The sequence below is a fragment of the Pseudoflavonifractor phocaeensis genome (assembly GCF_021531815.1).
Lineage (GTDB): Bacteria > Bacillota > Clostridia > Oscillospirales > Oscillospiraceae > Lawsonibacter > Lawsonibacter phocaeensis_A.
Genome location: NZ_JADYUM010000015.1, coordinates 1 through 26,364, shown reverse-complemented (window position 1 = coordinate 26,364; position 26,364 = coordinate 1). Strand labels below are relative to the sequence as shown.

The 26,364-nt window shown below is 60.7% G+C and carries 22 protein-coding genes, 2 tRNA genes, 1 other RNA gene and 1 pseudogene; 10 read left to right on the top strand and 16 right to left on the bottom strand.

Annotated elements, in window-relative coordinates; translation table 11 throughout:
• Window positions 1–52 precede the first annotated feature (52 nt).
• On the bottom strand, window positions 53–613 hold the full coding sequence (locus tag I6E42_RS09720; RefSeq protein ID WP_235371723.1) for a manganese efflux pump MntP: 561 nt from the start codon (window positions 611–613) through the stop codon (window positions 53–55).
• 355 nt (window positions 614–968) lie between these two features.
• On the opposite strand from I6E42_RS09720, the gene I6E42_RS09715 reads away from it, so the two are divergent.
• A tRNA-Leu gene (locus tag I6E42_RS09715) sits at window positions 969–1,055 on the top strand.
• A 200-nt stretch (window positions 1,056–1,255) separates the two neighbouring features.
• On the opposite strand, the gene spoVAC is transcribed toward I6E42_RS09715, so the two are convergent.
• On the bottom strand, window positions 1,256–1,690 hold the full coding sequence (spoVAC, locus tag I6E42_RS09710) for a stage V sporulation protein AC (RefSeq protein ID WP_235371722.1): 435 nt from the start codon (window positions 1,688–1,690) through the stop codon (window positions 1,256–1,258).
• Between the two features lie 124 nt (window positions 1,691–1,814).
• Here spoVAC and I6E42_RS09705 point away from each other — a divergent pair, with 124 nt between their 5' ends.
• The 3 genes from I6E42_RS09705 (at window position 1,815) to I6E42_RS09695 (ending at window position 3,132) form a co-directional block, all read left to right on the top strand.
• Window positions 1,815–2,330 (top strand): DUF6512 family protein, encoded by a 516-nt coding sequence (locus tag I6E42_RS09705; RefSeq protein ID WP_235371721.1) that lies wholly within the window; start codon window positions 1,815–1,817, stop codon window positions 2,328–2,330.
• 115 nt (window positions 2,331–2,445) lie between these two features.
• Complete coding sequence (locus I6E42_RS09700) at window positions 2,446–2,985, top strand: 4'-phosphopantetheinyl transferase family protein (protein WP_235371720.1); 540 nt, start codon at window positions 2,446–2,448, stop codon at window positions 2,983–2,985.
• Between the two features lie 71 nt (window positions 2,986–3,056).
• Window positions 3,057–3,132, top strand: a tRNA-Arg gene (locus I6E42_RS09695).
• A 343-nt stretch (window positions 3,133–3,475) separates the two neighbouring features.
• Here the strand turns inward: I6E42_RS09695 and ilvD are convergent.
• From ilvD to I6E42_RS09675, 4 genes are all read right to left on the bottom strand, one after another.
• Window positions 3,476–5,161: a dihydroxy-acid dehydratase gene (gene ilvD, locus I6E42_RS09690; RefSeq protein ID WP_235371719.1), complete on the bottom strand. Its 1,686-nt coding sequence runs from the start codon at window positions 5,159–5,161 to the stop codon at window positions 3,476–3,478.
• Between the two features lie 12 nt (window positions 5,162–5,173).
• Entirely contained in the window at window positions 5,174–5,404 is a 231-nt protein-coding gene (locus tag I6E42_RS09685) for a hypothetical protein (RefSeq protein WP_235371718.1), read from the bottom strand.
• Window positions 5,405–5,460: 56 nt separating this feature from the next.
• The gene (locus tag I6E42_RS09680) at window positions 5,461–5,631 is read right to left on the bottom strand and encodes a hypothetical protein (protein WP_235371717.1); all 171 of its coding nucleotides are present in this window, start codon (window positions 5,629–5,631) and stop codon (window positions 5,461–5,463) included.
• Window positions 5,632–5,733: 102 nt separating this feature from the next.
• Window positions 5,734–6,603 carry an IS1595 family transposase gene (locus I6E42_RS09675; RefSeq protein WP_235371716.1) on the bottom strand — a complete coding sequence of 290 codons (870 nt, stop codon included), beginning with the start codon at window positions 6,601–6,603 and terminating at the stop codon, window positions 5,734–5,736.
• 106 nt (window positions 6,604–6,709) lie between these two features.
• Between I6E42_RS09675 and I6E42_RS09670 the strand changes: the two genes are divergently transcribed.
• Window positions 6,710–7,339 carry a LysR substrate-binding domain-containing protein gene (locus tag I6E42_RS09670; protein WP_235371715.1) on the top strand — a complete coding sequence of 210 codons (630 nt, stop codon included), beginning with the start codon at window positions 6,710–6,712 and terminating at the stop codon, window positions 7,337–7,339.
• A gap of 238 nt (window positions 7,340–7,577) precedes the next feature.
• Here the strand turns inward: I6E42_RS09670 and I6E42_RS09665 are convergent, their stop codons facing one another.
• The 3 genes from I6E42_RS09665 to I6E42_RS09655 all read right to left on the bottom strand — a co-directional run bounded on the left by I6E42_RS09665 (window position 7,578) and on the right by I6E42_RS09655 (window position 10,693).
• Window positions 7,578–9,062 (bottom strand): tripartite tricarboxylate transporter permease, encoded by a 1,485-nt coding sequence (locus I6E42_RS09665; protein ID WP_235371714.1) that lies wholly within the window; start codon window positions 9,060–9,062, stop codon window positions 7,578–7,580.
• Window positions 9,063–9,081: 19 nt separating this feature from the next.
• On the bottom strand, window positions 9,082–9,546 hold the full coding sequence (locus I6E42_RS09660; protein ID WP_235371713.1) for a tripartite tricarboxylate transporter TctB family protein: 465 nt from the start codon (window positions 9,544–9,546) through the stop codon (window positions 9,082–9,084).
• An 85-nt stretch (window positions 9,547–9,631) separates the two neighbouring features.
• Window positions 9,632–10,693, bottom strand: a complete 1,062-nt coding sequence (locus I6E42_RS09655; RefSeq protein WP_235371712.1) for a tripartite tricarboxylate transporter substrate binding protein — start codon at window positions 10,691–10,693, stop codon at window positions 9,632–9,634.
• On the opposite strand from I6E42_RS09655, the gene I6E42_RS12965 reads away from it, so the two are divergent.
• On the top strand, window positions 10,605–13,508 hold the full coding sequence (locus tag I6E42_RS12965; RefSeq protein WP_235371711.1) for a TRAP transporter substrate-binding protein: 2,904 nt from the start codon (window positions 10,605–10,607) through the stop codon (window positions 13,506–13,508). The genes I6E42_RS09655 and I6E42_RS12965 overlap by 89 nt on opposite strands.
• A 294-nt stretch (window positions 13,509–13,802) precedes the next feature.
• Here I6E42_RS12965 and I6E42_RS09645 read toward each other — a convergent pair whose 3' ends face one another.
• The 3 genes from I6E42_RS09645 to I6E42_RS09635 are packed head-to-tail and all read right to left on the bottom strand — an operon-like array spanning window position 13,803 to window position 17,456.
• Entirely contained in the window at window positions 13,803–14,528 is a 726-nt protein-coding gene (locus I6E42_RS09645) for a response regulator (RefSeq protein WP_235371710.1), read from the bottom strand.
• Complete coding sequence (locus I6E42_RS09640; RefSeq protein WP_412761301.1) at window positions 14,521–17,205, bottom strand: DUF4118 domain-containing protein; 2,685 nt, start codon at window positions 17,203–17,205, stop codon at window positions 14,521–14,523. Before I6E42_RS09640 ends, I6E42_RS09645 begins: the two co-directional genes overlap by 8 nt.
• 35 nt (window positions 17,206–17,240) lie before the next feature.
• On the bottom strand, window positions 17,241–17,456 hold the full coding sequence (locus I6E42_RS09635; RefSeq protein ID WP_235371708.1) for a hypothetical protein: 216 nt from the start codon (window positions 17,454–17,456) through the stop codon (window positions 17,241–17,243).
• A gap of 244 nt (window positions 17,457–17,700) precedes the next feature.
• Between I6E42_RS09635 and I6E42_RS09630 the strand changes: the two are divergent.
• A pseudogene (locus tag I6E42_RS09630) lies at window positions 17,701–19,076 on the top strand (TrkH family potassium uptake protein).
• Between the two features lie 15 nt (window positions 19,077–19,091).
• The gene (locus I6E42_RS09625) at window positions 19,092–19,739 is read left to right on the top strand and encodes a potassium channel family protein (protein WP_235371707.1); all 648 of its coding nucleotides are present in this window, start codon (window positions 19,092–19,094) and stop codon (window positions 19,737–19,739) included.
• 322 nt (window positions 19,740–20,061) lie between these two features.
• Here I6E42_RS09625 and groL read toward each other — a convergent pair whose 3' ends face one another.
• The 4 genes from groL to I6E42_RS09605 all read right to left on the bottom strand — a co-directional run bounded on the left by groL (window position 20,062) and on the right by I6E42_RS09605 (window position 24,443).
• Window positions 20,062–21,693 (bottom strand): chaperonin GroEL, encoded by a 1,632-nt coding sequence (gene groL / locus I6E42_RS09620; RefSeq protein ID WP_235371706.1) that lies wholly within the window; start codon window positions 21,691–21,693, stop codon window positions 20,062–20,064.
• Between the two features lie 30 nt (window positions 21,694–21,723).
• Window positions 21,724–22,008, bottom strand: a complete 285-nt coding sequence (locus I6E42_RS09615) for a co-chaperone GroES (RefSeq protein ID WP_235371705.1) — start codon at window positions 22,006–22,008, stop codon at window positions 21,724–21,726.
• A gap of 237 nt (window positions 22,009–22,245) precedes the next feature.
• Window positions 22,246–23,214, bottom strand: a complete 969-nt coding sequence (locus I6E42_RS09610; protein ID WP_235371704.1) for a diacylglycerol/lipid kinase family protein — start codon at window positions 23,212–23,214, stop codon at window positions 22,246–22,248.
• A gap of 113 nt (window positions 23,215–23,327) precedes the next feature.
• Window positions 23,328–24,443, bottom strand: coding sequence for a THUMP domain-containing class I SAM-dependent RNA methyltransferase (locus tag I6E42_RS09605; protein ID WP_235371703.1), 1,116 nt, complete (start codon window positions 24,441–24,443; stop codon window positions 23,328–23,330).
• Between the two features lie 323 nt (window positions 24,444–24,766).
• On the opposite strand from I6E42_RS09605, the gene ffs reads away from it, so the two are divergent.
• Both ffs and dnaX read left to right on the top strand, forming a co-directional pair.
• An RNA gene (gene ffs, locus I6E42_RS09600) (signal recognition particle sRNA large type) lies at window positions 24,767–25,031 on the top strand.
• 132 nt (window positions 25,032–25,163) lie between these two features.
• Window positions 25,164–26,364: DNA polymerase III subunit gamma/tau (gene dnaX / locus I6E42_RS09595; RefSeq protein WP_235371702.1), on the top strand; the 1,201-nt coding region annotated here is incomplete at its 3' end.

The window sequence follows — 26,364 nt, the reverse complement described above, 5'->3', positions numbered from 1 at the left end:
TTGGAATATAAAACTGGAAACTGCTGCGGGCAGATCTCTGTTCCGGCACCTCTCAGCCCAGGAACCCCAGGTGCTCCAGCAGGATCTTGACGCCCATGAGGATCAGGATCACGCCTCCCGCCAGTTCAGCCCGGTTCCGGAACCGCGCCCCGAAGGCCGCCCCCACCCGGACACCCACTGCCGACAGCACAAAGGTGGTGGCGCCGATGAAGCAGACCGCGGGCAGGATGCTGACCTGGAGAAAAGCGAAGGTAACTCCCACGGCCAGGGCGTCGATGCTGGTGGCTACTGCCAGGGGCAGCATGGCGCCGGGCGTGAAGGAGGCGTCTATGGCCTCCTCCTCTCCCCGGGACTCCCGCACCATGTTCACCCCGATCAGCCCCAGCAGGACAAAGGCGATCCAATGGTCCACACTGGTGATCATCCCCTGGAACTGGACCCCCAGCAGCCACCCCGCCAACGGCATCAGCGCCTGGAAGGCCCCGAAATACGCCCCACAGGTCAGACTGTGGCCCAGCCGCACCCGGGTCACCGACAGCCCTTTACAAACAGATACGGCAAAGGCGTCCATGGACAGCCCCACCGCAATGACAAACAGCTCCCACAAGCTCATGTTGTCTCCTCCTTCCGGCGCAAAGAAACGTAAAGAAAAAGACCCACCCGTCCCCTCCGGACAGGTAAGTCTCATCATTTCAGGTCCAGCCAGGAGAGACACCCTCTCCAGCATGTTGACCGGGCCGCGCTCCCGCGCCGACTACTCCCTTACTTTTGTAGGGACAGGGTACCACGGGACTGCCCCCTTGTCAACCTATTTTTCCGGCGCCGCCCCGCCTTTGCTTTTTGTTCGCGGCGCCGGCGCCAAGAAAAGATTTCCCGCCGAAAATTTTTTGCGGAAAAGTGTTGACAGATGGGGGCGTCTGTGATAATATACATCTTGCGCTGAGCGAAACGGCGCAAACAATAAGGATGCGCGAGTGGTGGAATTGGTAGACTCGCTGGCTTCAGGTGCCAGTGCTCGCAAGGGCGTGCGGGTTCGACTCCCGCCTCGCGCACCAAAAGAGAGATTCGAAAGAATCTCTCTTTTTTGTTGTCCATTCTTGCCAAAGCCCCTATCGGTGTCTTGACCCGCGATGTTGGCTTCCGGCAATTCTTCTTAACGTTGCATCAACACCGGCTGTCCTTCCCCCAAGAACGGTTTCCGAAATCACAACGCAGATGCGCCGAAGGACGCATCTGCGTTTTACAGTTTGCCCGCTCACGCCTGAAACAGGCACAAGATCATCCCATAGATCACACTGGCGCTGATCCCGAACACCAGCACGGGTCCGGCCACTGTAAACAGCTTGGCCGCGGTACCGGTGACCAGCCCCTCGCTTTTGAACTCCACAGCCGGGGAAACCATGGCGTTGGCAAATCCGGTAATGGGCACCAAGGTGCCGGCGCCGGCGTGCTTGGCCAGTTTATCAAACCACCCCAGTCCGGTGAGCAGGGCTGCTGCCAGGATCAGCGTGACGGAGACGGCGGTGCCCGCCTGTTCTTTGTCCAAGCCCCAGTTTTGATACAGGTTGGACAACCCCTGGCCAATGGTGCAGATGGCGCCCCCCACCAAAAAAGCCCACACCAGGTCTTTCCCCATGGGCGACGGCTTTGCGTGCTCGTCCACCAGCTTTCCATAATCCTGATTTGTCATTGTTGCCCCAGTCCTTTCCTGTCCGGTTCTTGCCCTCTAGTGTCTCCCGGCCTCCGCAGTTTATGCGCCGCCGCTCATAAAGCCTGCGGCCTCAGCATAAAATCATGCTGTGGAGGTGATGGTTTTGTATTATCCCAAACGTCAGCTGTTCTTTACCGCGTTTCTGTCCCTCCTGCTGGGGACAGCCCTTCATTTTCTCTATTCCTGGTGTCCCAATGGGGCCACCGCCCTGTTCTCCCCTGTCTGTGAGAGTCTCTGGGAGCACCTCAAAATTATATTTTGGCCCTACCTCCTGGCTGCCCTGTGGCTCAACCGCGGCCGCCCCGGCGGGACGCGTCCCTGGTGCCTTTCCCTGCTGATGATCTGCGCGCTGATGCTTCTGCTGGGCTTTGGATACCATATCCTTCTGGGAGGACGGGCCTTATGGGTGGACATTCTACTGTTCGTCCTGCTGATGGTTCTCGGATTTTGGTTCCCCACCCGGTTTTCCGGCCCGTTTGAAGGACCTTTATGGCTGCTCCCACCCCTGCTGACCGCTCTACTGGCCACCGCCATCCTGCTGTTCACCCTCTGGCCGCCCCGCCTGACCCTGTTTGCCGACCTTTCCCTGTCCAGCGCCTGGCTCTCCCTTCCCTGCTGAATATCCCGCATTTATTTGACACAGCACCCCTCCATTTTCTATAATATACCATAGCGGTTGCAGCGGACCACCTTCCACGGTCCGTTCGGCAGGCACGCCGAGAGGGGGCGGAGACATGATCCTATATGGCGCGTCAGGTTTGACCCAGCGGCAACAGGCCCACGACCTTCTGGCCAAGGCGGCGGAGACCCATTGGGGACTCTTTCCCCTTCCGCCTCTGGAGCGCGGTCCCAAGGGCAAACCCTTTTTCCCCGGGCGGGAGGATCTGACCTTCAACCTCTCTCACAGCGGTTCCCTGGCCCTGTGCGCGTTGGGCGGAACACCGGTGGGCGTGGACATCCAAATCGTCCGCGCCTGGCGTCCCGGCCTGCCCAGACGGGTATGCTCCCCGCGTGAGCTGGCATGGCTGGGCGAGGGGCCGGATTTTTGGGAGCGGTTCTGCCAGCTATGGGCACTGAAAGAAAGCTTGGTCAAGCAGCGGGGCACCGGGTTGACCCACCCCATTTCCGCCATTCAGGTCCCCCTTCCCACCGGGGAGGGCCTCCTGATGGAGCAGGACGGTCTCTGGTTCCGCACCTACTGCGGTGCGGGTTGGCGGGGCGCGGCCTGCGGACTGGAACAGCCGCCCGAAGACATCCAATGGATGACTTTGTGAAAATTTGCGTGAAAATTCCCCTTTACAATCCGTGAAAATCCTGCTATAATAACGGAGCGTCAAATGAAAATGCGCCCGTAGTTCAATGGATAGAGCGTCAGATTCCGGTTCTGAATGTTGGGGGTTCGAGTCCCTTCGGGCGTACCACGTCGGAGCAAGCTGCATATCGCTTGCTTCGACTTTTTTTAAAAGTCAGCGCGCGCTCATTCCGCTGCTCCTCCTTTCCAAATCACAACCGCTTCGCTGGGTTGTGATTTGGTTTTGGGTGCAAACCGGAAAATTGGCGTCTCGAAACTGTTCGCGCTTTCCACGAAAAAGGCTTTCCGCGTTGGCGGAAAGCCTTTTCGTTTTATTTCAGTTCTGCCCCGTTCGTCAATATGATTTTACGGTAGGCCAGCTTTGAATTATCCTGGCCATACGTTCTGCGCCGCTGTTTCCGTAATTTTGCATTAAATGTATACCGTTTCACAGCACCCACAGACGCACACTTTTATTTCCCGCTGCCTTCTTTCTCTGCTTTTGAGTACAGCCACAGCGCTCCGGAATCAGAACTGGAGACGCCGTTCCGGTATGCCTGCAATATGCCCTTTGCGGGATGGTCTGGTTTTACCACATGCTTCAGGCGCTCCGCGATCTCTTCGTCGCTCAATGCGACGTTGATGGTTTTTTCATCCAGATTGATGGTGATCATATTGCCATCCTGAATCGCCGCGATGGGGCCTCCATCCCATGCTTCCGGTGAGATATGTCCAATACACGGCCCGCGGGTGGCACCGGAGTAGCGTCCGTCCGTGATCATGGCCACCGAGGTATGCAGCCCCATACCCACCAGCATGGCCGCCGGGATGGACATTTCCCGCATGCCCGGACCGCCCTTCGGCCCCTCGTACCGGATGACCAGGACGCAGCCCGGCCGGATCTTTTTCCCGACCATGTACTTGCGCAGGTCCTCTTCCGAGTCAAAGCAGACCGCAGGCCCTGTATGGCGGAACATGGACGGCTCCACCCCGCTCTTTTTCACGATGCAGCCGCCGGGAGCAATGTTTCCGTAAAGCACCGTGTAGCATCCATTGGGATAAAGGGGGTCCTGCTCTGTATGGATCACCTTTGGATCCACCCGGCCATGGAACCCGTCCAGATACTCTCCCAGAGTACCTCCCGCCGCCAGCTTCGCATCCAGATTCAAATGCCGGCGGATCGCATTCAGTGTGGCCGCCACACCGCCCGCCTTATGGTAATCGCTGATATTATATTGGGAGGATGGTTTGAACTTTGCGATCACAGGGATATCTGCCTGTACCTCGTCAAATTCTTTCAGGGAAAAATCAATTCCCATCACATTGGCCAGCGCGCAGACGTGCAGCTGTGCGTTGGTGGAGCCGCCGGTGGCGGATACATGGCGCAAGCCATTGATAATAGAAGCTTTCGTGACGATGTCGCTGAACCGGATGTTCTCCCGCACCAGCTCCACCACACGCTCCCCCACGTCCCGTGCCTGACGGACTTTGGCGGCTGAACAAAACAGCGTGGTGGTGGAACCGACGGGCGTCAGCCCGATGACCTCGGAAAAGACCCCCATGGTATTTGCCGTGCCGTACATGGAGCAGGTCCCGCAGGAGAAGCAGATATTCTCTTTAAACAGGTGAAGATCCTCGGCGCTGATCTTCTCCGCGTTGTATGCCCCGATGGCTTCCTTCAAGTCCAGCGTCACATAGGTCTTTTCCCCATCCTCATAGGGCACCATGCATCCTGCTGTCAGGAACATACACGGCAGGTCGAGCGCAGCAGCGGCCAGAAGCATACCGGGCACGATCTTATCGCAGGAACAGAGAAAGGCCAGGCCGTCAAAGCCCTGCGCTCTCGCCATGCACTCGATGGACGCAGCGATCAGATCCCGGGAGGGCAGGACGCAGTGCATCCCAACTCCCTGGGACATGCCGTCGCACGGAGCCGGAACATTGAACTCCCCCGGCGTGCCGCCTGCCGTCCAGACGCCCTCCTTCACATACCCCGCCAGATCCTTCAGCGGCTTGTGTCTGGGGTTCACATCCGTATAGGAGTTTACGATCCCGATCAACGGCTTGCGGAGATCCTTCTCCCGGTATCCGCACGCACCCATCAGGCCGACATAATAGGCCGCCTGCTGATTGTCAATTTTCAGCTTCTTCTCATCCATTGCGTCTGTCTCCTATTCTTCCTCGTTGAAAAATCCCCGCAGAGCCTTTGCGATCTCCTGCTCCGCTTCCTGCCACTCGTCCCCGGTCGCATAGATGACAAAACCGTGGCCTCTGTTTTGATACTGGCGCAAATGTACCTGAGTCCCCAGACGGGCCAGCCGGAGTCCGAACTCCTCCGCCTCTGTATGTAGGGGGCGTTCTTCGCTGTATTGATCATGATCTCCGGGAACCCGCGCAGCCATGTGTCATCCGCATAGCGGGGACTGGCCAGGAGCTGGTGCCCCTCCGCCTCCCGGTCCTAAAAATACAGTTCCATGAACTGACGGCATTTTTCCATAAAGGCCGGATCGTTTTCCATCCCCGGTTTATCGGCGGGGTCCTCATAATTGTCAGAAGGCGGATAGTTCGCCACCAGATAGCCAAATTGGAACTCCCGCTTCTTCAGGCACTGCACGGCCAGGGTAAACACCAGTACTCGGCCTGCGAGCCGCCTCCGTGTATCTCCAGAATATATGTTTACAAGCATGAACAATTATTATTATAATTATTTTTGTTTTTAATGCTTATCGGCTTAACTCAGCATACCACAAGAAGTAGCAACAGCTCTGGTTAAGCGAAGGAATATCTGATTGCCAGTCATACGGCGGTTGAAACGGAAGCAGTATTCATCCAGATATGCCTGAAGGTTGGTACATCTTCCATGGTAGGTTCCCAGCAGGAAAGCCTTTAGATTGCTGATTGCCTTATGCAGCCAATGCAGATCGTTGGTCTCGTACCGTTTTGCCTTCAGCTCCACGCCTTCCAGATTCATGTAACTCCGGTACCCATCGCACTCTACCTTCGTTTGTGGAGCGAAGTACTGGTCAATGATTTCCTGCAATGTTTTGCCCTGTACGTTTTCAACCACTTTCATCCTGGCAAACAGCGGCATGCCATTTTCAGCTTTTGACACCGCTACTACAATCTTGGCTTTATCTGTACCACGGCCACGCTTGCCGTTTTGAGATGGTCCGCCAACATAGCCGTCATCCAACTCTACGATACCTGAAAGCAGATATTTTTCATCTCTTTGGCCCATAGCGGTGCGAATGCGATTCAGTAAATGCCATGCGGAATCGTAGCAGATTCCCAGTGTACGGCTCAATTGAACAGCAGAAATGCCTCTTTTATCCGTTGCGCACAGATAGATCGCCCAGAACCAGATCGTCAAGGGGAGGTGTGTGCGGTGCATGACCGTTCCGGCGATAACAGAAGTCTGGTGTCGACAGGAACGGCACTGGCAGGTATTCCGGCCTTGAATAGGATAGTATTCCACGCAGCCGCATTTAGGGCATACAAACCCATTTGGAAAGCGCAGTCGGAACAATTCCGCCCTGCAAGCGTCCTCGCTATTGTAACGGTGGCGAAATTCCTTGAAGGTGATCGCTGCTGCGTGCGCCATGATGATGTCCCCCTTTTTGTTCTGGGAACATTATCTCATATCACCTGTCCGATAATATGGACTTTATCAAGTTGTTGTGGCTTGCTGAGTTAAGCCGATAAGCATATTGTTTTTTTGTAAAACAGTTAAATCGGAACCCCCGACAGCGCTTTACTTGTCGGGGGTCCTCTGTATTCCCGCTCTGCGGCGGATCAGCCCCATATTGGGACCTCCGGATAAAGCTTCCGGGGAAAACTCCATTCCGCTTGCCGCCATGCCCCTGAGTTCGGAGAGTATTTACCTGATCGCCTCCGCCCACTACCTGAAGCGCCAGTTGGGCTGGGATCCCGATGAACTGGTCAACTTCCGCACCGAAGTTGAGCTGGAACAGTTTCGCGGCCTGCCCTTTGCAATGAATCAGGAAAAAAGTACCACCCACCAGCTCTTGAAAGAACACATGTCCAAGGCGGATGTTTCCATCCAGACCATATTGACCGTCAGCGATTACCAGGTCCTGGAGGGGATCTGCCGCATCGGGGAAGCAGCCTCTTTTTGTCCACAGATCTACCTGTCGGCGATTGATCAGGGCAACAGTTTTTGCTCCGGTGACCGTAAGCTCTTCGCCCTCCCCGTCCGCAGTCTGGAACACAGCATCCGTTCGGAACTGGCTTATAATCAGATGCTCTCCTACCCTCAATATATCACCGACTTCTTCGGGCTTTTGAAGCAAAGCTCAGACGAACATATGAAACTATAAATTTGGAACGGCCCGGCGGATTGTGTATCGTTCGCCGCATGCTTTTCCGTGAACGCAGCCGTTGCCGTCCCATAAAGAAGCTCAGGTTCATCCCAATCTCCGGGCTTCCGATTCCTCCCGCAAAACGAAAGGGGTGCCAGAAGAAAGTCCTGTAACCATACTGGCTACAGGACTTTTTTCATTCAAAAGCGCCGCGGAATACAGATTCCGCGGCGCTCCCGTTTCGTTTTGTGGAAGCTTATTTGGATTTGTTCTTCTTCTGTTTTCTCAGGGAGGAGACAACCATAAAGACAGACAGGGCAAACAGCACCAGGCAGATGGGGCTGGTCAGCGGCATGTAGCTGCCGTCGTTGGCCACCAGCATGCGCCGCAGGTTCTCCTCCGCCATGGGGCCAAGGATCAGGGCCAGCAGAACGGGGGCCACGGGCAGCTTGACCTTCTGCATCAGGTAACCCACGACGCCGAAAGCCAGCGCGGTCCAAACATCAAAGATGTTGTTGCGCAGGGAGAAGGAGCCCACCATACACAGGATGAAGATAACAGGCACCAAAATGTTTTTGTCGATGGAGATGACCTTGGTGAACAGGGGCAGGCCGGCGGTGGCGATGATGAACATGAAGATGTTGGCGATGACCATGGCCGCGAAAATCAGGTACACCACGTCCTGGTGGTCCCGGTAGAGCAACGGGCCAGGGGTCAGGCCCTGGATCATCAGCGCGCCGATGAGGACGGCGGTGACCGGGTCGCCCGGCACGCCCAGGGAGAGCATGGGGATCATGGCGCCTCCGCCCACGGCGTTGTTGGCGGACTCGGGGGCGGCCACGCCCTCAATACAGCCCGTTCCAAACTCCTCCGAGTGCTTGGAGGAACGCTTGGCCTCGCCGTAAGCCACAAAGCAGGCGATGTCGGACCCGGCGCCGGGGATGCAGCCGATGAAGGTGCCCAGCAGGCCGGACTTGATGATGTGCCCCATACACCGCTTGATGTCAGAGAGGGGCGAGAGCAGGCGCTCCATTTTGCTCTTCACCGTTTTGGCATGCTCAATGTTCTCGATGCTCACCAGGCACTCGGACACGGCGAACAGGCCGATGAGCACGGGGACCAGCTCAAAGCCGCTGTACAGGTTCATGGAACCGAAGGTAAAGCGGGGATAGCCGTCCATGGGGTCCAGACCGATGCAGCACAGCAGCAGGCCCAGGCCGGCGGCAATAAAGCCCTTGAGCAGGCTGTCGCCGGAGATACTGACGATGACGGACAGGCCGAACAGGGCAATCACCGCGAATTCCGCGGAGGTGAAGTGCAGGGCGATCTTGGACATGGCGGGGGCCGCCAGAATCATGACCGCCACGCCGATCAGTCCGCCCACGGTGGAGGCGAAGATGGACATGCTCAGCGCCCGCCCGGCTTCGCCCCGTTTCGCCATGGTATAGCCGTCCATGACCGTGGCGGCGGCGGCGGGGGTGCCGGGGGTGTTGAGGAGGATGGCGGAGATGGAGCCGCCGTACACGGCGGAGCAGTAGATGCCCATCAGCATGGGAAGACCATACCGCATGTCCATGCTGTAAGTAAAGGGGACCATCAGGGCCACGCCCATGGTGGCGGTCAGGCCGGGAAGGGCGCCCACCACGATGCCGCAGGCCACTGCGACAAAGACCAAAAGCAGACACTTCGGGTCGGTCAGCAGTTCCCCCACGGAACTGAAAAACAAGGAAAGATTTGTCATTGCCGTACCGCTCCTTCTGTTACAGGATCCCGCCCAGTACGCCGGCGGGGAGCTTCGCGCCCAGAAGGGTGGCGAAGACCACATAGATTGCCACGGAGGTGACTACGCTGATCACCGCGATCTGGATATACTTCCGGTTTTGCAGCAGCAGCATGCCGGCAACGCACAGGGCGACGGAGTCCAAAATGAAGCCCAGGGGTTTGAGCAGGAAACAGTAGGCCACAAACAGCAGAATACCGAGACCCGCGCGCTTAACGCCGGGGGTGATGGAAAAAGTCTCTTGGATGTCGGCGCCTTTGCCCATCAGGGACCGGACAATGAGCAGAAGGCAAAGGGCGATGACGAACCACCCCATCAGGGTGGGAAAGTAGGCCGCGCCGGGGTCCACCGCGCTTTGATTCTCCGGAAATTTGGAAGCCGTGAAGATCACGTAAGCGCTGATCAGGATCCCCATACAGCCCACCGCGACGTTTGCTTTTTTCATGTCGATCTCACCTTTATATCGGTTTCAGATAGGGGGAAGAGGCTGCCCTGCGGCGGCCTCTTCCCCTGAGACAGGCGGTGATTGATTACTTGGCCAGGCCCAGATCCTTCATCAGGGCGTCCACCGTGACCAGGTCCTCGGCCAGGAAGGCCTCCCAGCCGGCGTGGTCCAGGTAAGCGGGGATCATACCGGCGTTCTTGCAGTAGGTCTGATAGGCGTCAGAGTTATAGGCGTCGGTCAGCAGGGCCTCCCAGCTGGCCTTGAGGTCGTCGGACACGTCGTTGGGGCAGAACATACCCTGGAAGGAGCCGCCCACGCAGTCGTAGCCCTGCTCGCGGCAGGTGGGATAATCGGGGTAGTCCTCCAGACGCTCCTCGGTCATAATGCCCAGGATCTTCATGTCGCCGGACTGGACATAGGCGTGGGCCACGGCCAGCTCAGTGGTGGTCATGTCGATCTCGCCGGCCAGCATGGCGGTGGCGGCGGAGGAAGCACCGTCATAGGGAACAGTGGTCAGCTCGATACCGGCGGCGGACATCAGCTTGGCGGCGCAGATGTGCCAGATGGAGCCGGTGCCCACAGTGCCCACCTTCAGCTTGCCGGGGTTGGCCTTGGCAAACTCAACCAGCTCGTCCAGAGTGTTGAAGGGGGAGCTGGCGGGAACGGACACCACGGAGGGCAGAGTGCACAGCCGGATCAGGGGATACATGTCCTCATAAGTAAAGGTGACCAGGCCCTGGGGAGGCAGGGTGTTCAGCTCAGCGGTGATGATGCCGATGGTGTTGCCGTCGGGATCGGCGTTCATGATGGCGGAGAAACCTACAGCGCCGCTGCCGCCGGTCTGGTTGGAGACGGTGACGGTCTGGCCGGTCATCTCGCCCACCACAGCGCCGATCTGGCGGGCATTGCCGTCCGCGCCGCCGCCGGCGGCCCAGGGGCAGATGATCTCAATGGACTTTTTGAACACGTCAGCGTAGCTGGAGCCGGCGCCGCTGGCGGAGGAAGCGGCATTGCCGCTGGAGGCAGGGGCCGGGGACTGGTTGGCGGACGTACCGCCCTTGTTGGAGCCGGAGCTGCCGCAGCCGGCCAGGGAGACGGTCAGGGCGCAGGCCAACAGCGCGCTGACCAGCTCCGCCGACTCCTCCACCCTGATCGACTCGGCCTACCTCTACTCCGCCCGCAGCGACCTGGGCCTCTCCTCGGATTATACGCTATCCAACTATCAGGACTATTCCTACGCCGCGGTACTTGCCCGGTTCCAGACCAAGAAAAACAAGATGGTCCCCTATGAGGCTCACGGCACCGCCACCTATTTCTATACGGAGAACAACGACATCTACCTGATCCAGGGGTTCTCCAACATTAAATATGAGAAGTGCTCCTGCTACATTCTGTTCCATCTGGACTCAGATCAATTCTACCAGACCATCAACTCCACCGGGGACGAATCGCTGATGTTCTTCAACGCCAGCGGGATGCGGATGTTTTTGCCCAAGAATACAGACACCACCCTTTCAGACGCCCTGTACCAGCGCATCAAGCAGGAGGAAACGGGGGACGGGAGCTTCCTCTACGACTGGGAGAACGGCTCCTGTTCCCATGTGATCTACTCCACGGACCCGTTTACCGGCTGGACCAGCGTCTATGTGACCCAGCCGGTGGGCAAGCTCAGCGCCCACTACTTGTATTCCAACGAGCTGCTGGTGATCGCGGCGCTGGCGGTATGCCTGTTCTTCCTGGCAGCCAGTCTGTGGTCGGCCAAGCGGATCAGCCGCCCCATCTCCTCCCTGGTGCAGAAGGTCCAGGCCACAGCGGGGGCTGAGATCCCCCGCAACCAGAGCGAGTGGGAGTATCTGGAGCTGTCCTATTCCCACCTGCTGTCCCAAAAGGAGGAGTTGGAGCAATACCTGCCCCTGGCGGCGGATTCCATTCATGAGCAGCTGTTCCGGGACCTGCTGCGCAGGGAGGAGATCAATCCCAACGCGGTCCGGCAGCAGCTGGAGTTGATCCGCAGCCCCTTCCGGGAGGAACTGCCCTGCGCGGTGATCCTGATCTCCATTGAGCTGTCGGAGGAGGCCATTCCGGACCGGCTGGCCCAGGAGCTGGCGGTTTTGAGTCTGCGGAACAAGCTGCAGAAGATCATGGAGGGGCAGGAGATCCCCTACCATATCCAGACGAAATCTCCCGCCGACCTGTGCGTGATCTGTGCCTTCCCCGGGCCCCAGCGGCAGGAGGAGGACTACCGCCGGCTGCGGGAGGAGCTCTCCCGCCTGAAGCTGGAGATGGGCAAGCCGGTGTTCGGCATGGGGACCCCGGCGCCGGACCTGTTCCGGCTGGCCGACTCCATGGCCGACGCAAAAAACAAGCTGGAATTCAACCGCTACCACTCCGACCTGCCCGATATGGCCACTTCTGGAGAACGGGAGCGCACCATCTACATCGGCGAGATCCGAAACCTGCTGACCACCATCCGGCAAGAGGAGACGGACAAACTGGCCGGCGCGCTGCTGAAGCTGCTGTACGACATCGACCGGGACGTCTCCGGTCCCGGCATGAAGCGGCAGCTGTACCAGCTGCTCATCGACCTGCTGCCGGAACAGGTCAAGGCGCTGAAGCTGGAGTGCGGCGGAGTATGTTGGCATCAACTCCGCCTATCTCAGCCGGATCTTCAAGACCATTGTGCAGCAAAATTTCAACACCTACCTCAACGACTGCCGGGTGGAAAACGCCAAAAAGCTGCTGGCCACCTCCGATATGCCCGCCCAGGAGATCGGCTACCTGACCGGTTTCTGCAGCGTGGCCACCTTCTTCCGGGTGTTCAAGAAGCACACAAACATGACGCCGAAGCAATTCCGGCAGAGTATCGACCACAAGGAGGAGCAGCCGTGAAACGAATCAGCGCCCTGTTCCTGCTCCTGGCATGCTTGCTCAGCGGCTGCCAGGGAGAGGCCGAAGGGGAGAGAGCCGAGCCGGAGCCGCCAATCCCGGCCGCCAGTTCCGGCTCCCCCTATGACTCCGACAAGATCAGCCAAATCAACCTGGTCCTCAGCTACTCCGGCCCCGAGACCTCCATCAACGGCTACTGGGCCCAGCAGTACAAACAGCGGGTGGAACAGCTGAGCAGCGGCAAGATCACCATCGACATCTACAGCGACAGCATCCTGGGCAGCGACCTGGAGGTGGTCCGGGACTGCCAGTATGGCACGGTGGACATTCAGATTACCAGCCCGGCTTCCTTGGTCACCTTTGTCCCGGAGGCAGCGGTGTTCGACATGCCCTTTCTGTTCCAAAGCCTGGAAAACGCCCGGGCCGCCCTGGCCGACCCAGTATTCTTTGATTATCTTGCGGAGGCCTACGCCCAGAAAGGCCTGGTCCTCCTCCCACTCACCGACGAGGGCTTCCGGAATCTCAGCCTGAGCGAGCCGGTGGAGTCCCTGGCGGACCTGAGGGGGATGACCATCCGCTGCATGTACAACGAGCACCATGTGGCCTTCTGGCAAGCCCTGGGTCTGGAGACGGTGTCCATGGACATCGCGGACGTCTACCTTGCCCTCCAAAAGGGAGGCGTGCAGGGACAGGAGAACCCCTACGACCAGATCTATAACCGGAAATTTTATGAAGTGCAGAAATATATGACCAACAGCAGCCACCTTTTATATATTGGCGGTATGCATGTCAGCAAGATCACCTGGGACAGCCTCTCCTATACGGCCCAGGATATTCTGTGGCAGGCGGCGGAGGAGTGCCGCCAGATCCTGCCCGACTATGTGGACCGGGTGAATCAGGAAGCGCTGGACCGGATGCTCCGGGAGGGCGCGCGGCTGATCGATTTCGACCAGATCCCCGGGCTGCGGGCACAATGCCGGGCGCTGAGCTACGACGTGGCCTACTCCAGCATCGCCGGCGTGGTGGGGACCGAGATCCTGGACCGCTGGTGCGCGGCGGCGGAACAGGCGGGATAGGACCCAAGGCCCGGAACACACAGCAAAGTTCCCCCAACAACATGGGCAAAGAAAAACGGCGCGGCCGGGAGCATGCAAAGTTCTCCCGGCCGCGCTGTTTGCGGTATGATCCCAGATTCAAGGCCCTGCCCGCAAAATGTCCGCAACATGCGCAAAGGAAACGGCAGGCCGCTTCGGCCTGCCGTTTTATCCTCTCAGGGGGACCTCCCGTTCCAGTTGTCCGTATCCGGTCCGCAGGAGGTCCCGGGCGTTTCCCCTCCACCTGCCGCGGCCCCGTCCCCCGCGGGGGGTTACCTACCCTTCGCTGTCCCGGTTGCTCTGGATCATCCGGTACCCCACCCCGATATGGGTCTGGATGTATTGGGGATGGCTCTGGTCCGGCTCCAGCTTTTTCCGCAGCGTCGCCATAAACACCCGCAGGGAGGGCAGCTCCGTGGACATATTTTCCGAGGCAGTGCCCCAGATCTCGCTGATGATATAGTTATGGGTCAGCACCTTGCCGGTATGCTTGGCCAGCAGGCACAGAAGCTTATATTCGATGGGGGTCAAATGGAGCTCCTGGCCGTCCCGGTAGGCGCAGCCGGCGGCATAGTCGATAACAAGGCCGCCGTTGCGGTAGACCGCCGCCTCGTCCCCGGTGCGCTGGCTGTCATAGCGCACCCGGCGCAGGGCCACCCGCAGGCGGGCCAGCAGCTCGTCCACGGAGAAGGGCTTGGTGAGATAATCGTCCGCTCCGGCGTCCAGGGCGGCCACCTTATCCCGGTCATCGGACCGGGCGGACACCACGATGATGGGCATGTTGCTCCAGGAGCGGATCTTCTTGATGATCTCGATGCCGTCAATGTCGGGAAGCCCCAGGTCCAGCAGCATCACGTCCGGCCGGCAGGACAGGGCGTCCAGCACCGCCTGCTGTCCGTTCTTGGCCCGCTGAAACTGGTAATTCTGGGTCTCCAGGGTGGTGGCGATCAGGTTTCCGACGGCGGTGTCGTCCTCCACAAACAGGATCTGCGGTTTATTCATAGGGCTTTACCTCCGATGCGCGCAATGTGAAGCGGAAAACCGCACCCCGGGGATGATTGTCCAGGACCTCGATTGTTCCGCCGTGGGCGGTGACGATGGATTTGCAGAGGGCAAGGCCCAGGCCCAGGCCCCGTCGCCCGTCGCCCCGCTCGTTGTTGGCGGTGTAGAACATGTCAAAGAGCTTCCCCTTGGCCTCGCCGGAAATGCCCGGTCCGTCGTCGGCGATCTCCACCACCAGCCGGTTGTCTTTCCGGGCGGATAGGGTGATGTGGGAACCCTCGGGCGTATACTTGATGGCGTTGTTTACGATGTTGATGACCACCTGTACCATCAGCCGGGCGTCCATGTCCGCCATCAGCATATCATCCTCCAGGACCACCCGGATGTGGTGCTTGCCGGCGTTCCGGTCCAGGTGGGACAGGGCCTCGGCAAAAACATCCTCCAGCAGCTCCGGTTCCATGTTCATATGGATGCGGTTGTCCTCGATCTTGGTGATGGCCAGCAGGTTCTCCACCAGGTTGATCAGCCACATGGCGTCATCATAGATGGCGGTGAACAGGCTCTGGCGCTTGTCCGGCTCCAGCTGGTCCGCCCGCTCCATCAGGATGTTGGCGTTGCCCGAGATGCTGGTCAGGGGGGTGCGCAGGTCGTGGGAGATGGCCCGCAGCAGATTGGCCCGCAGAGCCTCCTGGTCGGCCTGGGCCTCCGCCTTCTGCTTCTCCCGCATGGAGCGCTCTTTCTCCAGCGCCAGCCCGCACTCGTCCAGCAGGGCCACCATCAGGTTCTTCTCAAAGGCCAGCAGGGGTTGGCCGCCCTTGACGGCGATGCCCACCACGGCCAGGGCGCCGCCGTTGCCCTGGATGGAGAGGTACAGGCATTTGGCGTTGGGGAGGGTATTGGTGGTGGCGCCCGCGTGCTTGTTGTTTTTCATCACCCATTCCGCCGCGGCTTCCTCGGCGGGGGTCAGCAGCGGGGACAGGTCCGTCTCCTCCGCCACCGGAAACTGCATGGCCGGCAGCAGCCCGCCCTGGCCGTCCGCCTGGTATACCACCAGGTCCCGCTCCAGCAGGTGGCCCAGCTGCTGGGCCGCAATGGTCAGAATATCCTCCGCCCGCTCCGCGCTTTGGAGCTTGTGGGTGGACTCCAGCAGGATGGCGGTGCGGTAGGCCTTGTCCGCGTTCATCTTGGCCTGGGTCTTGACCCGGATGGTCAGAGAGCTGCTGAGCAGGGACACCAGGAGCATGATGCCGAAAGTGGCGATATAGCTGGGATCGCTCCGCAGGGTGAAATAGGGAGCCGTAAAGAAAAAGTTGAAGGCCAGCACCGACAGCAGCGAGGCCACCAGGCTGTAACTCCGGCCGGTGGTGATCATGGAGATGCCCAGCACCCCCAGCAGGTAGAGCATGATAATGTTGGTGTCCGAGATCCCCAGGAAGGAGAAGAAGTAGCCGCCCAGGGTACACAGCAGCAGGACCCCCAGCATCTTCAGCACATCGCTGGCGGAAAACTGCTCCTGATGGCGGCTGCGCCGGAAGGCGCGGCCCGTCTTCTGGCGTGCCCGCTGGTCCGGAATGATATAGATGTCCAGGTCCGGCGCCAGCTCGTTGAGCCGGTCCACCAGGTTTTTTGTGGGATGGAACCCCTCCCGGCGGGGGCTGCGGCCCAGCACGATCTTGGAAATGCCGCTGATGCGGGCATATTCCGCGATCTGGACCGCCGGGTCGTCTCCGTAGGTGGTGGTGATCTTGGCGCCCAGCTCCTCCGCCAGGCGCACATTGGCGTTGATGCGCTTCCGGTCCGCCTCGGACAGGTCGGCAAACTCCGGCGTCTCCACAAACAGGGCCGTAAACGCGCCATGGAAGGCCTTTGCCATGCGGGCGGCGGTGCGGATGACCTTGGCGTTGGAGGGGGAGGCGGACAGGCAGATCAGGATATGTTCCCCCGCCTTGGGCTTCTCGTCCCCCTCGAACCAAGGGGCCGCATCCAGCCGGTCTGCCGTCCGCCGCAGGGCGATTTCCCGGAGGGAGGCCAGGTTCTTGTCCGTGAAAAAGTTCTCCATGGCCTGACCAGCCTGTTGGGGGCGGTAAATCTTCCCCTCCCGCAGCCGTTCCAACAAGTCGGAGGGCTCCAGGTCCACTAGCTCCACCTGGTCGGCGGAGTCAAACACGCTGTCCGGAATACGTTCCCCCACCGAGACACCGGTGATGGCGGCCACCTTGTCGTTCAGGCTCTCCAGGTGCTGGACATTGACGGTGGTATAGACGTCGATGCCCGCCCGCAGCAGCTCCTGCACATCCTGGTAGCGCTTGACGTGGCGGCTACCCTCGGCGTTGGTGTGGGCCAGCTCGTCCACCAGGATGAGTTGGGGATGGCGCTTGAGCGCCGCGTCCAGGTCAAACTCCCGCAGCGTCCTTCCTTTATACGGGATTGTTATGACAGGAAGCCGCTCCAATCCCTCCAGTATGGCCATGGTCTCCGGTCGGGTATGGGGCTCGATATAGCCCGCTACCACGTCGATGCCGGAGACTTTAGCCCGGCGGGCAGCCTCCAACATGGCGTAGGTCTTGCCCACGCCGGCCGCGTAACCAAAGAATATCTTCAGCCGCCCCCCGGTCTGCCCCCGGACCTGCTGCGCGCCCCGCATCCGCGGGCCGGGATCCGGACGGTGGTCCTCCAGCATGGGTACCGCTCCTCTCTCTTGGTCTGCCTCTATCATATATCGGATTCAGGCGCGCCGCAACAGTTTTGCGTTTTTTGGGCGTCCGCCCGGGCGCACGTCTTGTTTTCCCCTTTGGCCGCGGATTCCTCCCCCTCGTCCCAATAGGGCGAGATACCGTCTTTCTCCAGGAAGCGCCCAAGGCGTCCGGCCGCAACATAACCCGCCCCGGCCACCAACAGGAAACCGCCGATCAGCACCAAGGCCTCCATACCGATCCCTCCCACAGTGAAAACAGTATCCGACCATTTTCCTGATTCCATTATAAACGCAAACGCCTATGGGTGAGATTTGCGTTTTCCGCGGGAGATTAAGATTGCATTAACGCCATCCGGTCCTTTCCTCCGCCTTAATGCAATTTTAATGCCGGGCTGAGAACCCTAATAAACTCCTCATCCTTTCCATGATATAATGAAATTGATTCCGATACCGGCGTTCAAAGGGGGCGTTTACCCCATGTTCAGGGAAAAATTCCGGGCGGTATCCGCACCTTTTTGGAAAAGCGACCGGGTATCTCCCGCCCGCATCATCATTGGCGGATTTCTTCTGCTGATCCTGCTGGGGACGGCGCTGCTGATGCTCCCCTGTTCCACCCGGGGCCAGGGCGGCGCCTCCTTTTTTGACGCGCTGTTCACCGCCACCTCCGCCACCTGCGTCACAGGCCTGGTGGTCCATGACACCGCAAGCTACTGGTCCGGCTTCGGGCAGCTGGTGATCCTGTTTCTGATCCAGGTGGGGGGCATGGGCGTGGTCACCATGGCGGTGGCCATCTTCATCTTCTCCGGGCGGCGGATCGGTCTGAAGCAGCGCTGGGTCATGCAGGAGTCCATTTCCGCGCCCCAGGTGGGCGGCATCGTCCGGCAGACCCGCTTCATTTTGAAGACCGCCTTCGCCATCGAAGGGCTGGGGGCCGCGGTGCTGGCGGTCCGGTTCTGTCCCCGGTTCGGCTTCTGGCGGGGGCTGTGGTACGCCCTGTTTCACGCCGTCTCCGCCTTCTGCAACGCCGGCTTTGACCTGATGGGCCGGGAGGCCCCTTCTCCTCCCTCACGGACTATGTGGGGGACCCCGTGGTCAACCTGGCGGTCATGCTGCTGATCGTGGTGGGCGGTCTGGGCTTCCTTACCTGGCGGGACATCGCCTCCCGCTGTCTCCGGTTCCAGGAGTACCGGCTGCAAAGCAAGCTCATCCTGGTGACCACCGCCGCCCTGCTACTGTCCGGTTTTCTGTTTTTCCTGCTCTATGAATTCCGGCTTCCCCAGTGGGAGGGGCTCTCTCCGGGGGATCGGGTGCTGGCCGCCCTGTTTCAGTCCGTGACCCCCAGGACTGCCGGCTTCAACACGGTGGAGCTGTCCCGGATGTCGGAAGCCAGCCAGCTGGTGACCATCCTGCTGATGCTCACCGGCGGCTCCCCCGGTTCCACCGCTGGCGGCTTCAAAACCACCACCTTCGCCGTCCTGCTTCTCAGCGCCGCCGCGGTGTTTCGCCGCCGCCGCAGCGCCCAGTGCTTCGGCCGGCGGGTACAGGAGGGCGCGCTCCAAAATGCCTGCGCCATTTTCCTGCTGTACCTTCTGCTGTTTCTCACCGGCGGCATCCTAATCTGCTGCGCGGACGGCGTTTCCCTGATGGACGCCCTGTTTGAAGCCGCCTCGGCCATCGGCACCGTGGGGCTGTCTCTGGGCGGCACGGCGCGGTTCTCCCTGTTTTCCAGGTCCGTTCTGATTTTTCTGATGTACTTCGGCCGGGTGGGCGGCCTCACCCTGATCTACGCCGTCACAGCCGGGAACGGGATCACCGCCTCCCAGTTCCCCCAGGAGCCGGTGACTGTGGGATAAGAAAGGAATTTGACGATGAAATCTGTACTTTTGATCGGTCTGGGCCGGTTTGGCCGGCACATGGCCCAGAAGCTGCGGGAGCTGCACCACGAGGTGCTGGCGGTGGACCGGAACGAGGACCGGGTCAACGACATTCTCCCCCTGGTGACCAACGCCCAGATCGGCGACAGCACCAATGAACAGTTTATCGCCTCCCTTGGGGTCCGGAATTTCGACCTGTGCGTAGTGGCCATCGGAGACGATTTTCAGAGTTCCCTGGAGACCACCGCCCTGCTGAAAGAGCAGGGCGCCCCCTTCGTGCTGTCCCGGGCGGCCCGGGACGTCCACGCCAAGTTTCTGCTGCGCAACGGCGCGGACGACGTGATCTACCCCGAAAAGCAGATGGCCAACTGGGCGGCGGTACGGTACAGCGCCGACCACATTTTTGATTACATCGAGCTGACGGAGGACCACTCCATTTTTGAGACGGCGGTGCCCGCCTCCTGGGTGGGCAAGACCATCGTGGAGCTGGCGGTCCGGCAGAAATACCACATCAACGTCCTGGCCACCAGACAGAACGGCAAGCTGGAGCCCCTGCCCGGCCCCGCCCACTGTTTCCGGGCGGATGAGACGATCTTCATTCTGGGCAGCAACCGGGATGCCCAGCGGTTCCTGAATCTGTGACCCGGCTCTGCACCTATTCCACAAAAATATGCAAAAGAACGCCCGGGACTTTCGTTCCGGGCGTTCTGCGTAAAGTGCTCCATATATGGCCGCCCATCCCGGGGTCAGCGGGGGCCGCCACAGGTGCGGGGGGCTTCGTCGTCGCAAGCTCCATATCGCTCCTCTCGCCGCATGCGGCAAGTCTCGCTCATTCCGCTGCTCCTCCTCTCCCCGGCGAGATCCCCTCGGGTTTCGTCGGGTACCCCACTGTCGGCCCCGGCCGACAAGCCCCAGCCGCAAAAAGCCCGTGGCCGTAAGGCCACGGGCTTTCAGGGTCACTTGATCAATACATGCCGCCCATCCCGGGGTCAGCGGGAGCCGCCACGGGTGCGGGGGGCTGGGGCTTGTCGGCCACCAGGGACTCGGTGGTCAGCAGGACGGAGGCGATGGAGGCAGCATTCTCCAGAGCGGAGCGGGTCACCTTGGTGGGATCCACGATACCGGCGGAGATCATGTCCACATAAGTCTCGTTGTAGGCGTCGAAGCCGTAGCCGGTCTTGCCGGACTCCTTGATCTTCTCCAGAACCACGGAACCGTCGATGCCGGCGTTGGCGGCAATCTGCTTCACGGGCTCGGTCAGAGCCTTGACGATGATGTTGACGCCGGTGCGCTCGTCGCCCTCGGTCTCAGCCAGCAGCTTCTCCACGGCGGGGATGGCGTTGATATAGGCGGTGCCGCCGCCGGCCACGATGCCTTCCTCCACAGCGGCGCGGGTGGCGTTCAGGGCGTCCTCGATGCGCAGCTTCTTCTCCTTCATCTCCACCTCAGTGGCAGCGCCGACCTTGATGACAGCCACGCCGCCGGCCAGCTTGGCCAGCCGCTCCTGCAGCTTCTCGCGGTCGTAGTCGGAGGTGGTCACCTCGATCTGGCTCTTGATCTGGCCAACGCGTGCCTTGATGTCCTCAGACTTGCCGGCGCCGTTGACGATGGTGGTGTTCTCCTTGGTGACCTTGACCTGACGGGCCTGGCCCAGCATGTTCATCTGAGCTTCCTTCAGCTCCAGGCCCACATCGGAGGAGATGACGGTGCCGCCGGTCAAGATGGCGATGTCCTGCAGCATCTCCTTGCGGCGGTCGCCGAAGCCGGGGGCCTTGACGCACACCACGTTCAGGGTGCCGCGCAGACGGTTGACGATCAGGGTGGACAGGGCGTCGCCCTCCACGTCCTCGGCGATGATCAGCAGCTTCTTGCCGGACTGGACCACCTGCTCCAGAATGGGCAGCAGCTCCTGGATGTTGGAGATCTTCTTATCGGTGATGAGGATGAGGGCGTCGTCCAGAGTGGCCTCCATCTTCTCGGTGTCGGTGACCATATAGGGGGTGATGTAGCCCCGGTCGAACTGCATGCCTTCCACGACCTCGGAGTAGGTCTCGGCGGTCTTGGACTCCTCGATGGTGATGACACCGTCGTGGCCCACCTTCTCCATGGCCTCGGCAATCAGCTTGCCGATGCTCTCATCGCCGGAGGAAACAGTGCCGACACGGGCGATGTCAGCGGTGCCGTTGACCTTCTGGCTGTTGCCCTTGATGGCCTCGATGGCGGTCTCGGTGGCCTTGGCAATGCCCTTCTTCATGACCATGGGGTTGGCGCCGGCGGCCAGGTTCTTCAGGCCCTCGCGGATGATGGCCTGGGCCAGCAGGGTAGCGGTGGTGGTGCCGTCGCCAGCCACGTCGTTGGTCTTGGTGGAGACTTCTTTCACCAGCTGGGCGCCCATGTTCTCAAAGGGGTCCTCCAGCTCGATCTCCTTGGCGATGGTCACGCCGTCGTTGGTGATCAGGGGAGCGCCGAACTTCTTGTCCAGCACCACGTTGCGGCCCTTGGGGCCCATGGTGATCTTCACGGTGTCGGCCAGTTGGTTGACGCCCTTCTCCAGAGCCTTGCGGGCTTCCTCGCCGTAGCAAATAATTTTAGCCATAAAGCATTACCTCCAAATCAATCTGTTTGATTACTCTACGATAGCCAGAATGTCATTCTGGCGGACGATGGTGACTTCCTCGCCGTCCAGCTTCACCTGGGTGCCGGCGTACTTGCTGGTGATGACCTTGTCGCCCACCTTCACGGTCATGACGACTTCCTTGCCGTCCACCATGCCGCCGGGGCCAACAGCCAGGACTTCGGCCACCTCGGGCTTCTCCTTGGCGGCGCCAGTCAGGATGATGCCGCCCTTGGTGGTTTCCTCGGCCTCCACCAGTTTCACGATCACACGGTCAGCTAAGGGTTTGAGTTTCATAATAGGGTTCCTCCTTATATAAGATATTGGTATAAACAAATTGAAAAGCGGGCCTCACAGGGGTTCTGCCCCTCAGTTTAGCACTCATTTTATCCGAGTGCCAAATACAAGTATGATAATAACCGCTTCCGGCAAAAAAATCAACCCCTAATTTCAAAAAATTGGGGTTGATTTTTTCATGTTTTACATTTCGTTCACAAACTCTTGTTTTGAGTGCTAGCCCAGAGGTGTTTCCCCTCACGATACCAGGCTGTCCTCCCGCGGGCCCCGCTGCCCCCCGGCAATGGCCACTTCTGGGAGGGGCGCGCCGTAGCCCGCCCGGGCGGGGTAGAAGAAATTCACCTTTTTCTCCGACAGGCGGATGGTGAACCGGGTGTCCCGCATGACCTCCCCGTCCACCACGGCGGTCATCTCCTCCTCCGAGGCGCAGTCCACCCGGCCTCCGTGGTAGTGGAAGATCAGCTCCGGGTACTGCCGGTACAGCCCCCGGGCGTACTTGCCCACCAGCCGGGCAAAGGTGAACAGGCTGACCTTGGGGATAAGCAGCATGTCCAGCACCCCGTCATCGGGCATGGCCTCGGGCACGGGCATGAAGCCTCCGCCGTAGTGCCGTCCATTGCACACGCACAGGACGGCGGTGTCTCCGCTCCAATCCCGCTCCCCCATCCGGACGGCCATGGGGCGGGCGATACCCTTGATCAGCACGTTTTCCATCAGGGCCAGAATGTAGGCCCCCATCCCGGACACCAGGGGCCAGTTTTTGTACCGGTGGACGTCGGCGGCAATACGGGCGTCCACCCCGGCGCACACCACGTCAATACCCAGCTTCCCGTTGCAGTCGATGAGGTCAAAGGCAGTCTGGGGCCCGCCGGCCAGTGCCTCCAGGTCGTAAAACAGTTCCCGGTAATCCGCGCCGAAAATTTTCAAGAAGTCGTTGCCCGTCCCCTTGGGGACGCAGGTGATGGCCGCATTCTCCCGGCCCGCCGCGCCATTGACCACCTCGTTCAGGGTGCCGTCGCCGCCGCAGGCGTAGATCCGGACTCTCTCTCCGGAGTCGGCCGCCTCCCGGGCGATACGCTGGGCGTCCCCCTCTTTCCGGGTGTAGGCCACCTCGTGGTCAAAGCTCAGGTTCGCCAGCAGCTGTTCCAGCCGGGCGGTGCTCTCTTTTTTTCCCGCCGCGGGGTTGATGATAAACAGATGGCGCACGGCGCCGCCCCCTTTTGATTCGGGATCAGGCGTTTCGGTGTCCGGCTCCGCCGGACTGTTTCAAATCACCGCCGAAGGCGGCACTTGAACTTCCAGTTCCTGAATTCCAACTCTCACAGGTACATGAACAGGTCGCACTTGAGCATGCCGTTATACAGCTTCCGCTTTCTGTCGGCCCGCTTGCCGAAGGTCCGCTCAAACTCCGTGTGGGAGGACAGCAGATACAGCTTCCAGCCCTCGGGGAACTTGTCCCACGCCTTTCCAAAGGCCCGATACAGCTCCTCCGCCTCCCTGCGCTCCATGATGCGCTCGCCGTAGGGGGGATTGGTGACCACCCGGCCATGGAGCCCGCCCCAGTGGAAGGTGCGGGCGTCCGACACCTCAAAAGAGATCAGGTCCTCCACCTCGGCCAGTTCGGCGTTGTGTCGGGCCAGCTCCACGGCGGCGGGGTCGATGTCCCCGCCCCAGATCTCATAATCCCCGTCAAACTCCTGGTCCATGGCCTCGTCCGCGGCAGACATCCACAGCTTGTTGTCCAGCCATGTCCACTTCTGGGCGGAAAAACTCCGGTTCAGGCCGGGAGCCCGGTTCTTGGCGATGAGGGCCGCCTCGATGGGGATGGTGCCCGACCCGCAGAAGGGGTCGCAGAGAGGGTCCCGCCCCCGGTACCGGGACAGCAGCACCATGGCCGCAGCCAAAGTCTCCCGCAGGGGAGCGTCCACCCCTTTGGCCCGGTAGCCCCGCTTGTGGAGTCCCGCCCCGCTGGTGTCCAGCATCAGGGTGGCGGTGTCCTTCATAATGGAAAACTGGATCTGGTACAGGTTCCCGGTCTCCGGCAGGGTGCTCATGCCATACTTGGCCCCCAGCCGCGCCGCCACCGCCTTCTTGATGATGGACTGGCAGGCGGGCACCGAGTGGAGGGCAGAGTTCAGCGAGTGGCCCTTCACGGGGAACTGGCCGTTTTTCGGGATGAACCGCTCCCAGGGCAGGGCCCGGGTCCCCTCGAACAGGGCGTCGAAGTCCTCCGCCGGAAAGGTCCCCAGCACCAGCAGCACCCGCTCCCCCGTGCGCAGGTTCAGGTTCAGTCGGGGCAGGTCGGCCTCCGAACCGGCGCACAGCACCCGGCCGTTCTCCGCCCAGACCCCCGGCAGCCCCAGCCGCCGCGCCTCGTCAGCGCACAGGCCCTCCAGTCCAAATAATGTGGGAATGGCAAAGGTAAGCTCACCCACTGGACAACACCTCGTCTTTCTTTCCACCCCAGTATACAGGATTTATATGGGAATGGCAAACAGTTTGTCGCGTACCCGGCCATGTTATTTTCTTCCGGGCCGCGCCATCAACCGGACACCGGAATGTGATGCCTTACTTGACCATGTGGCAGGGCGGCCTCTTGGAGCCGTCCTGCCATGGCGCTGTCAGATCCATTCCAATTTACCGCGCTTCTCCGGGCACGGGCATAAAATCAGGCGCTTCCGAAAATTATCATTGCTAAAACGGAGAAATTATAGTACAATACAGTTTAGCTTTGTTGCCGTTTCGGCGCGGAACAAGGCCGCACTAGTTGGGGAGATAGCGGTGCCCTGTACCCGCAATCCGCTGCAGCGGGGATGAATCCCGGCCCCCGGACGTGCGATGTGTCGTCTGCCCTGGATAAGCAGTGATGATAGACCGGTCCCGCGCAACGCGGCTCCGTGAACCGTGTCAGGCGGGGAACCGAGCAGCACTAAGCGGTCCGCCGCGTGTGCCGCGGGGTCACTGTTCTTGAGCCGGCTGTCCAGGTAACGGATATACCGCCCGCTTCAAAGGCCGGTGTGCGGCCTTGTTCCGCGCCGAAGCGCACTTTTCCTTGTTTCCAAGGCGTGCCCGCCCAGACGGTTTTGCGGCGGCACTCAGTTTCATCTTCGCTCCGCCCCAAGCGGCGGGGCTATTTTTCTCCGTGAGGTGATTGGATGTACCAGGCCCTATACCGCAAATGGCGCCCCCGCACCTTCGACGACGTGGTGGGCCAGTCCCACATCACCGACACCCTGAAGCAGCAGGTGGCCGGCGACCGGCTGTCCCACGCCTACCTCTTTACTGGGACCCGGGGCACCGGAAAGACCACCTGCGCCAAGATCCTGGCCCGGGCCGTCAACTGCCAGAACCCCCAGAACGGCAATCCCTGCAACCAGTGCCCCGCCTGTCTGGGCATTGAAAACGGCTCCATTCTGGACGTGCTGGAGCTGGACGCCGCCTCCAACAACGGCGTGGACCAGGTCCGCGCCCTCCGGGACGAGGCGGTGTACACCCCCGCCGCCGTCCGCAAGCGGGTGTATATCGTGGACGAGGTCCACATGCTGTCCACCCCCGCCTTCAACGCCCTGCTGAAAATCCTGGAGGAGCCCCCCGCCCACCTGATGTTTATTCTGGCCACCACCGAGCTGCACAAGGTGCCCGCCACCATCAAAAGCCGGTGCCAGCAGTTCTCCTTCAAGCGCATCCTCCCCGGCCAGATCGCCCAGCGTCTGGGCTATGTAGCGGAGCAGGAGGGCATCGGCCTCACCGCCGGCGGAGCCGCCCTGCTGGCCCGGCTGGCCGACGGCGGACTGCGGGACGCCCTGTCCCTGCTGGACCAGTGCTCCGGCGGGCGGCAGACCGTGGATGAGCAGGAGATTTTAGACACCTTAGGGCTGGCGGGCAATCTGGAGACCGCCGCGCTCATGGAGCGTGTCGCCGCCCACGACACCGCCGCCGCCCTGGACACCCTGGCCCGGCTGTACGCCAACGGCAAGGACGTGGGCTCGGTGCTCAGCGAGCTGTCCTCCCTGGCCCGGGACCTGCTGCTGCGCAAGACGGCCCCCCAGGGCAGCGCCGCCCTTCTCACCGGCGGGTATGACGAGGCCACCATGCGCGGCCTGGGGGAACAATTCTCCGCCCAGCGGCTGCTTCAGGTCCTGACCCTGCTCCAGTCGGCCACCGCCGACCTGGCCCGGAGCAGCAACCGCCGCACCGACGCGGAGCTCTGCCTCATCCGCCTGTGCGACGAGCGGCTGGACGAGTCCTTTGCCGGCCTGTCCGCCCGGGTGGCCCGGCTGGAAGAGCGCTTAGCCCAAGGCATACCTGTTCAGGCCGCCCCCTCCTCTGCGCCCCGGCCGGGCGCAGAGGAGGGGG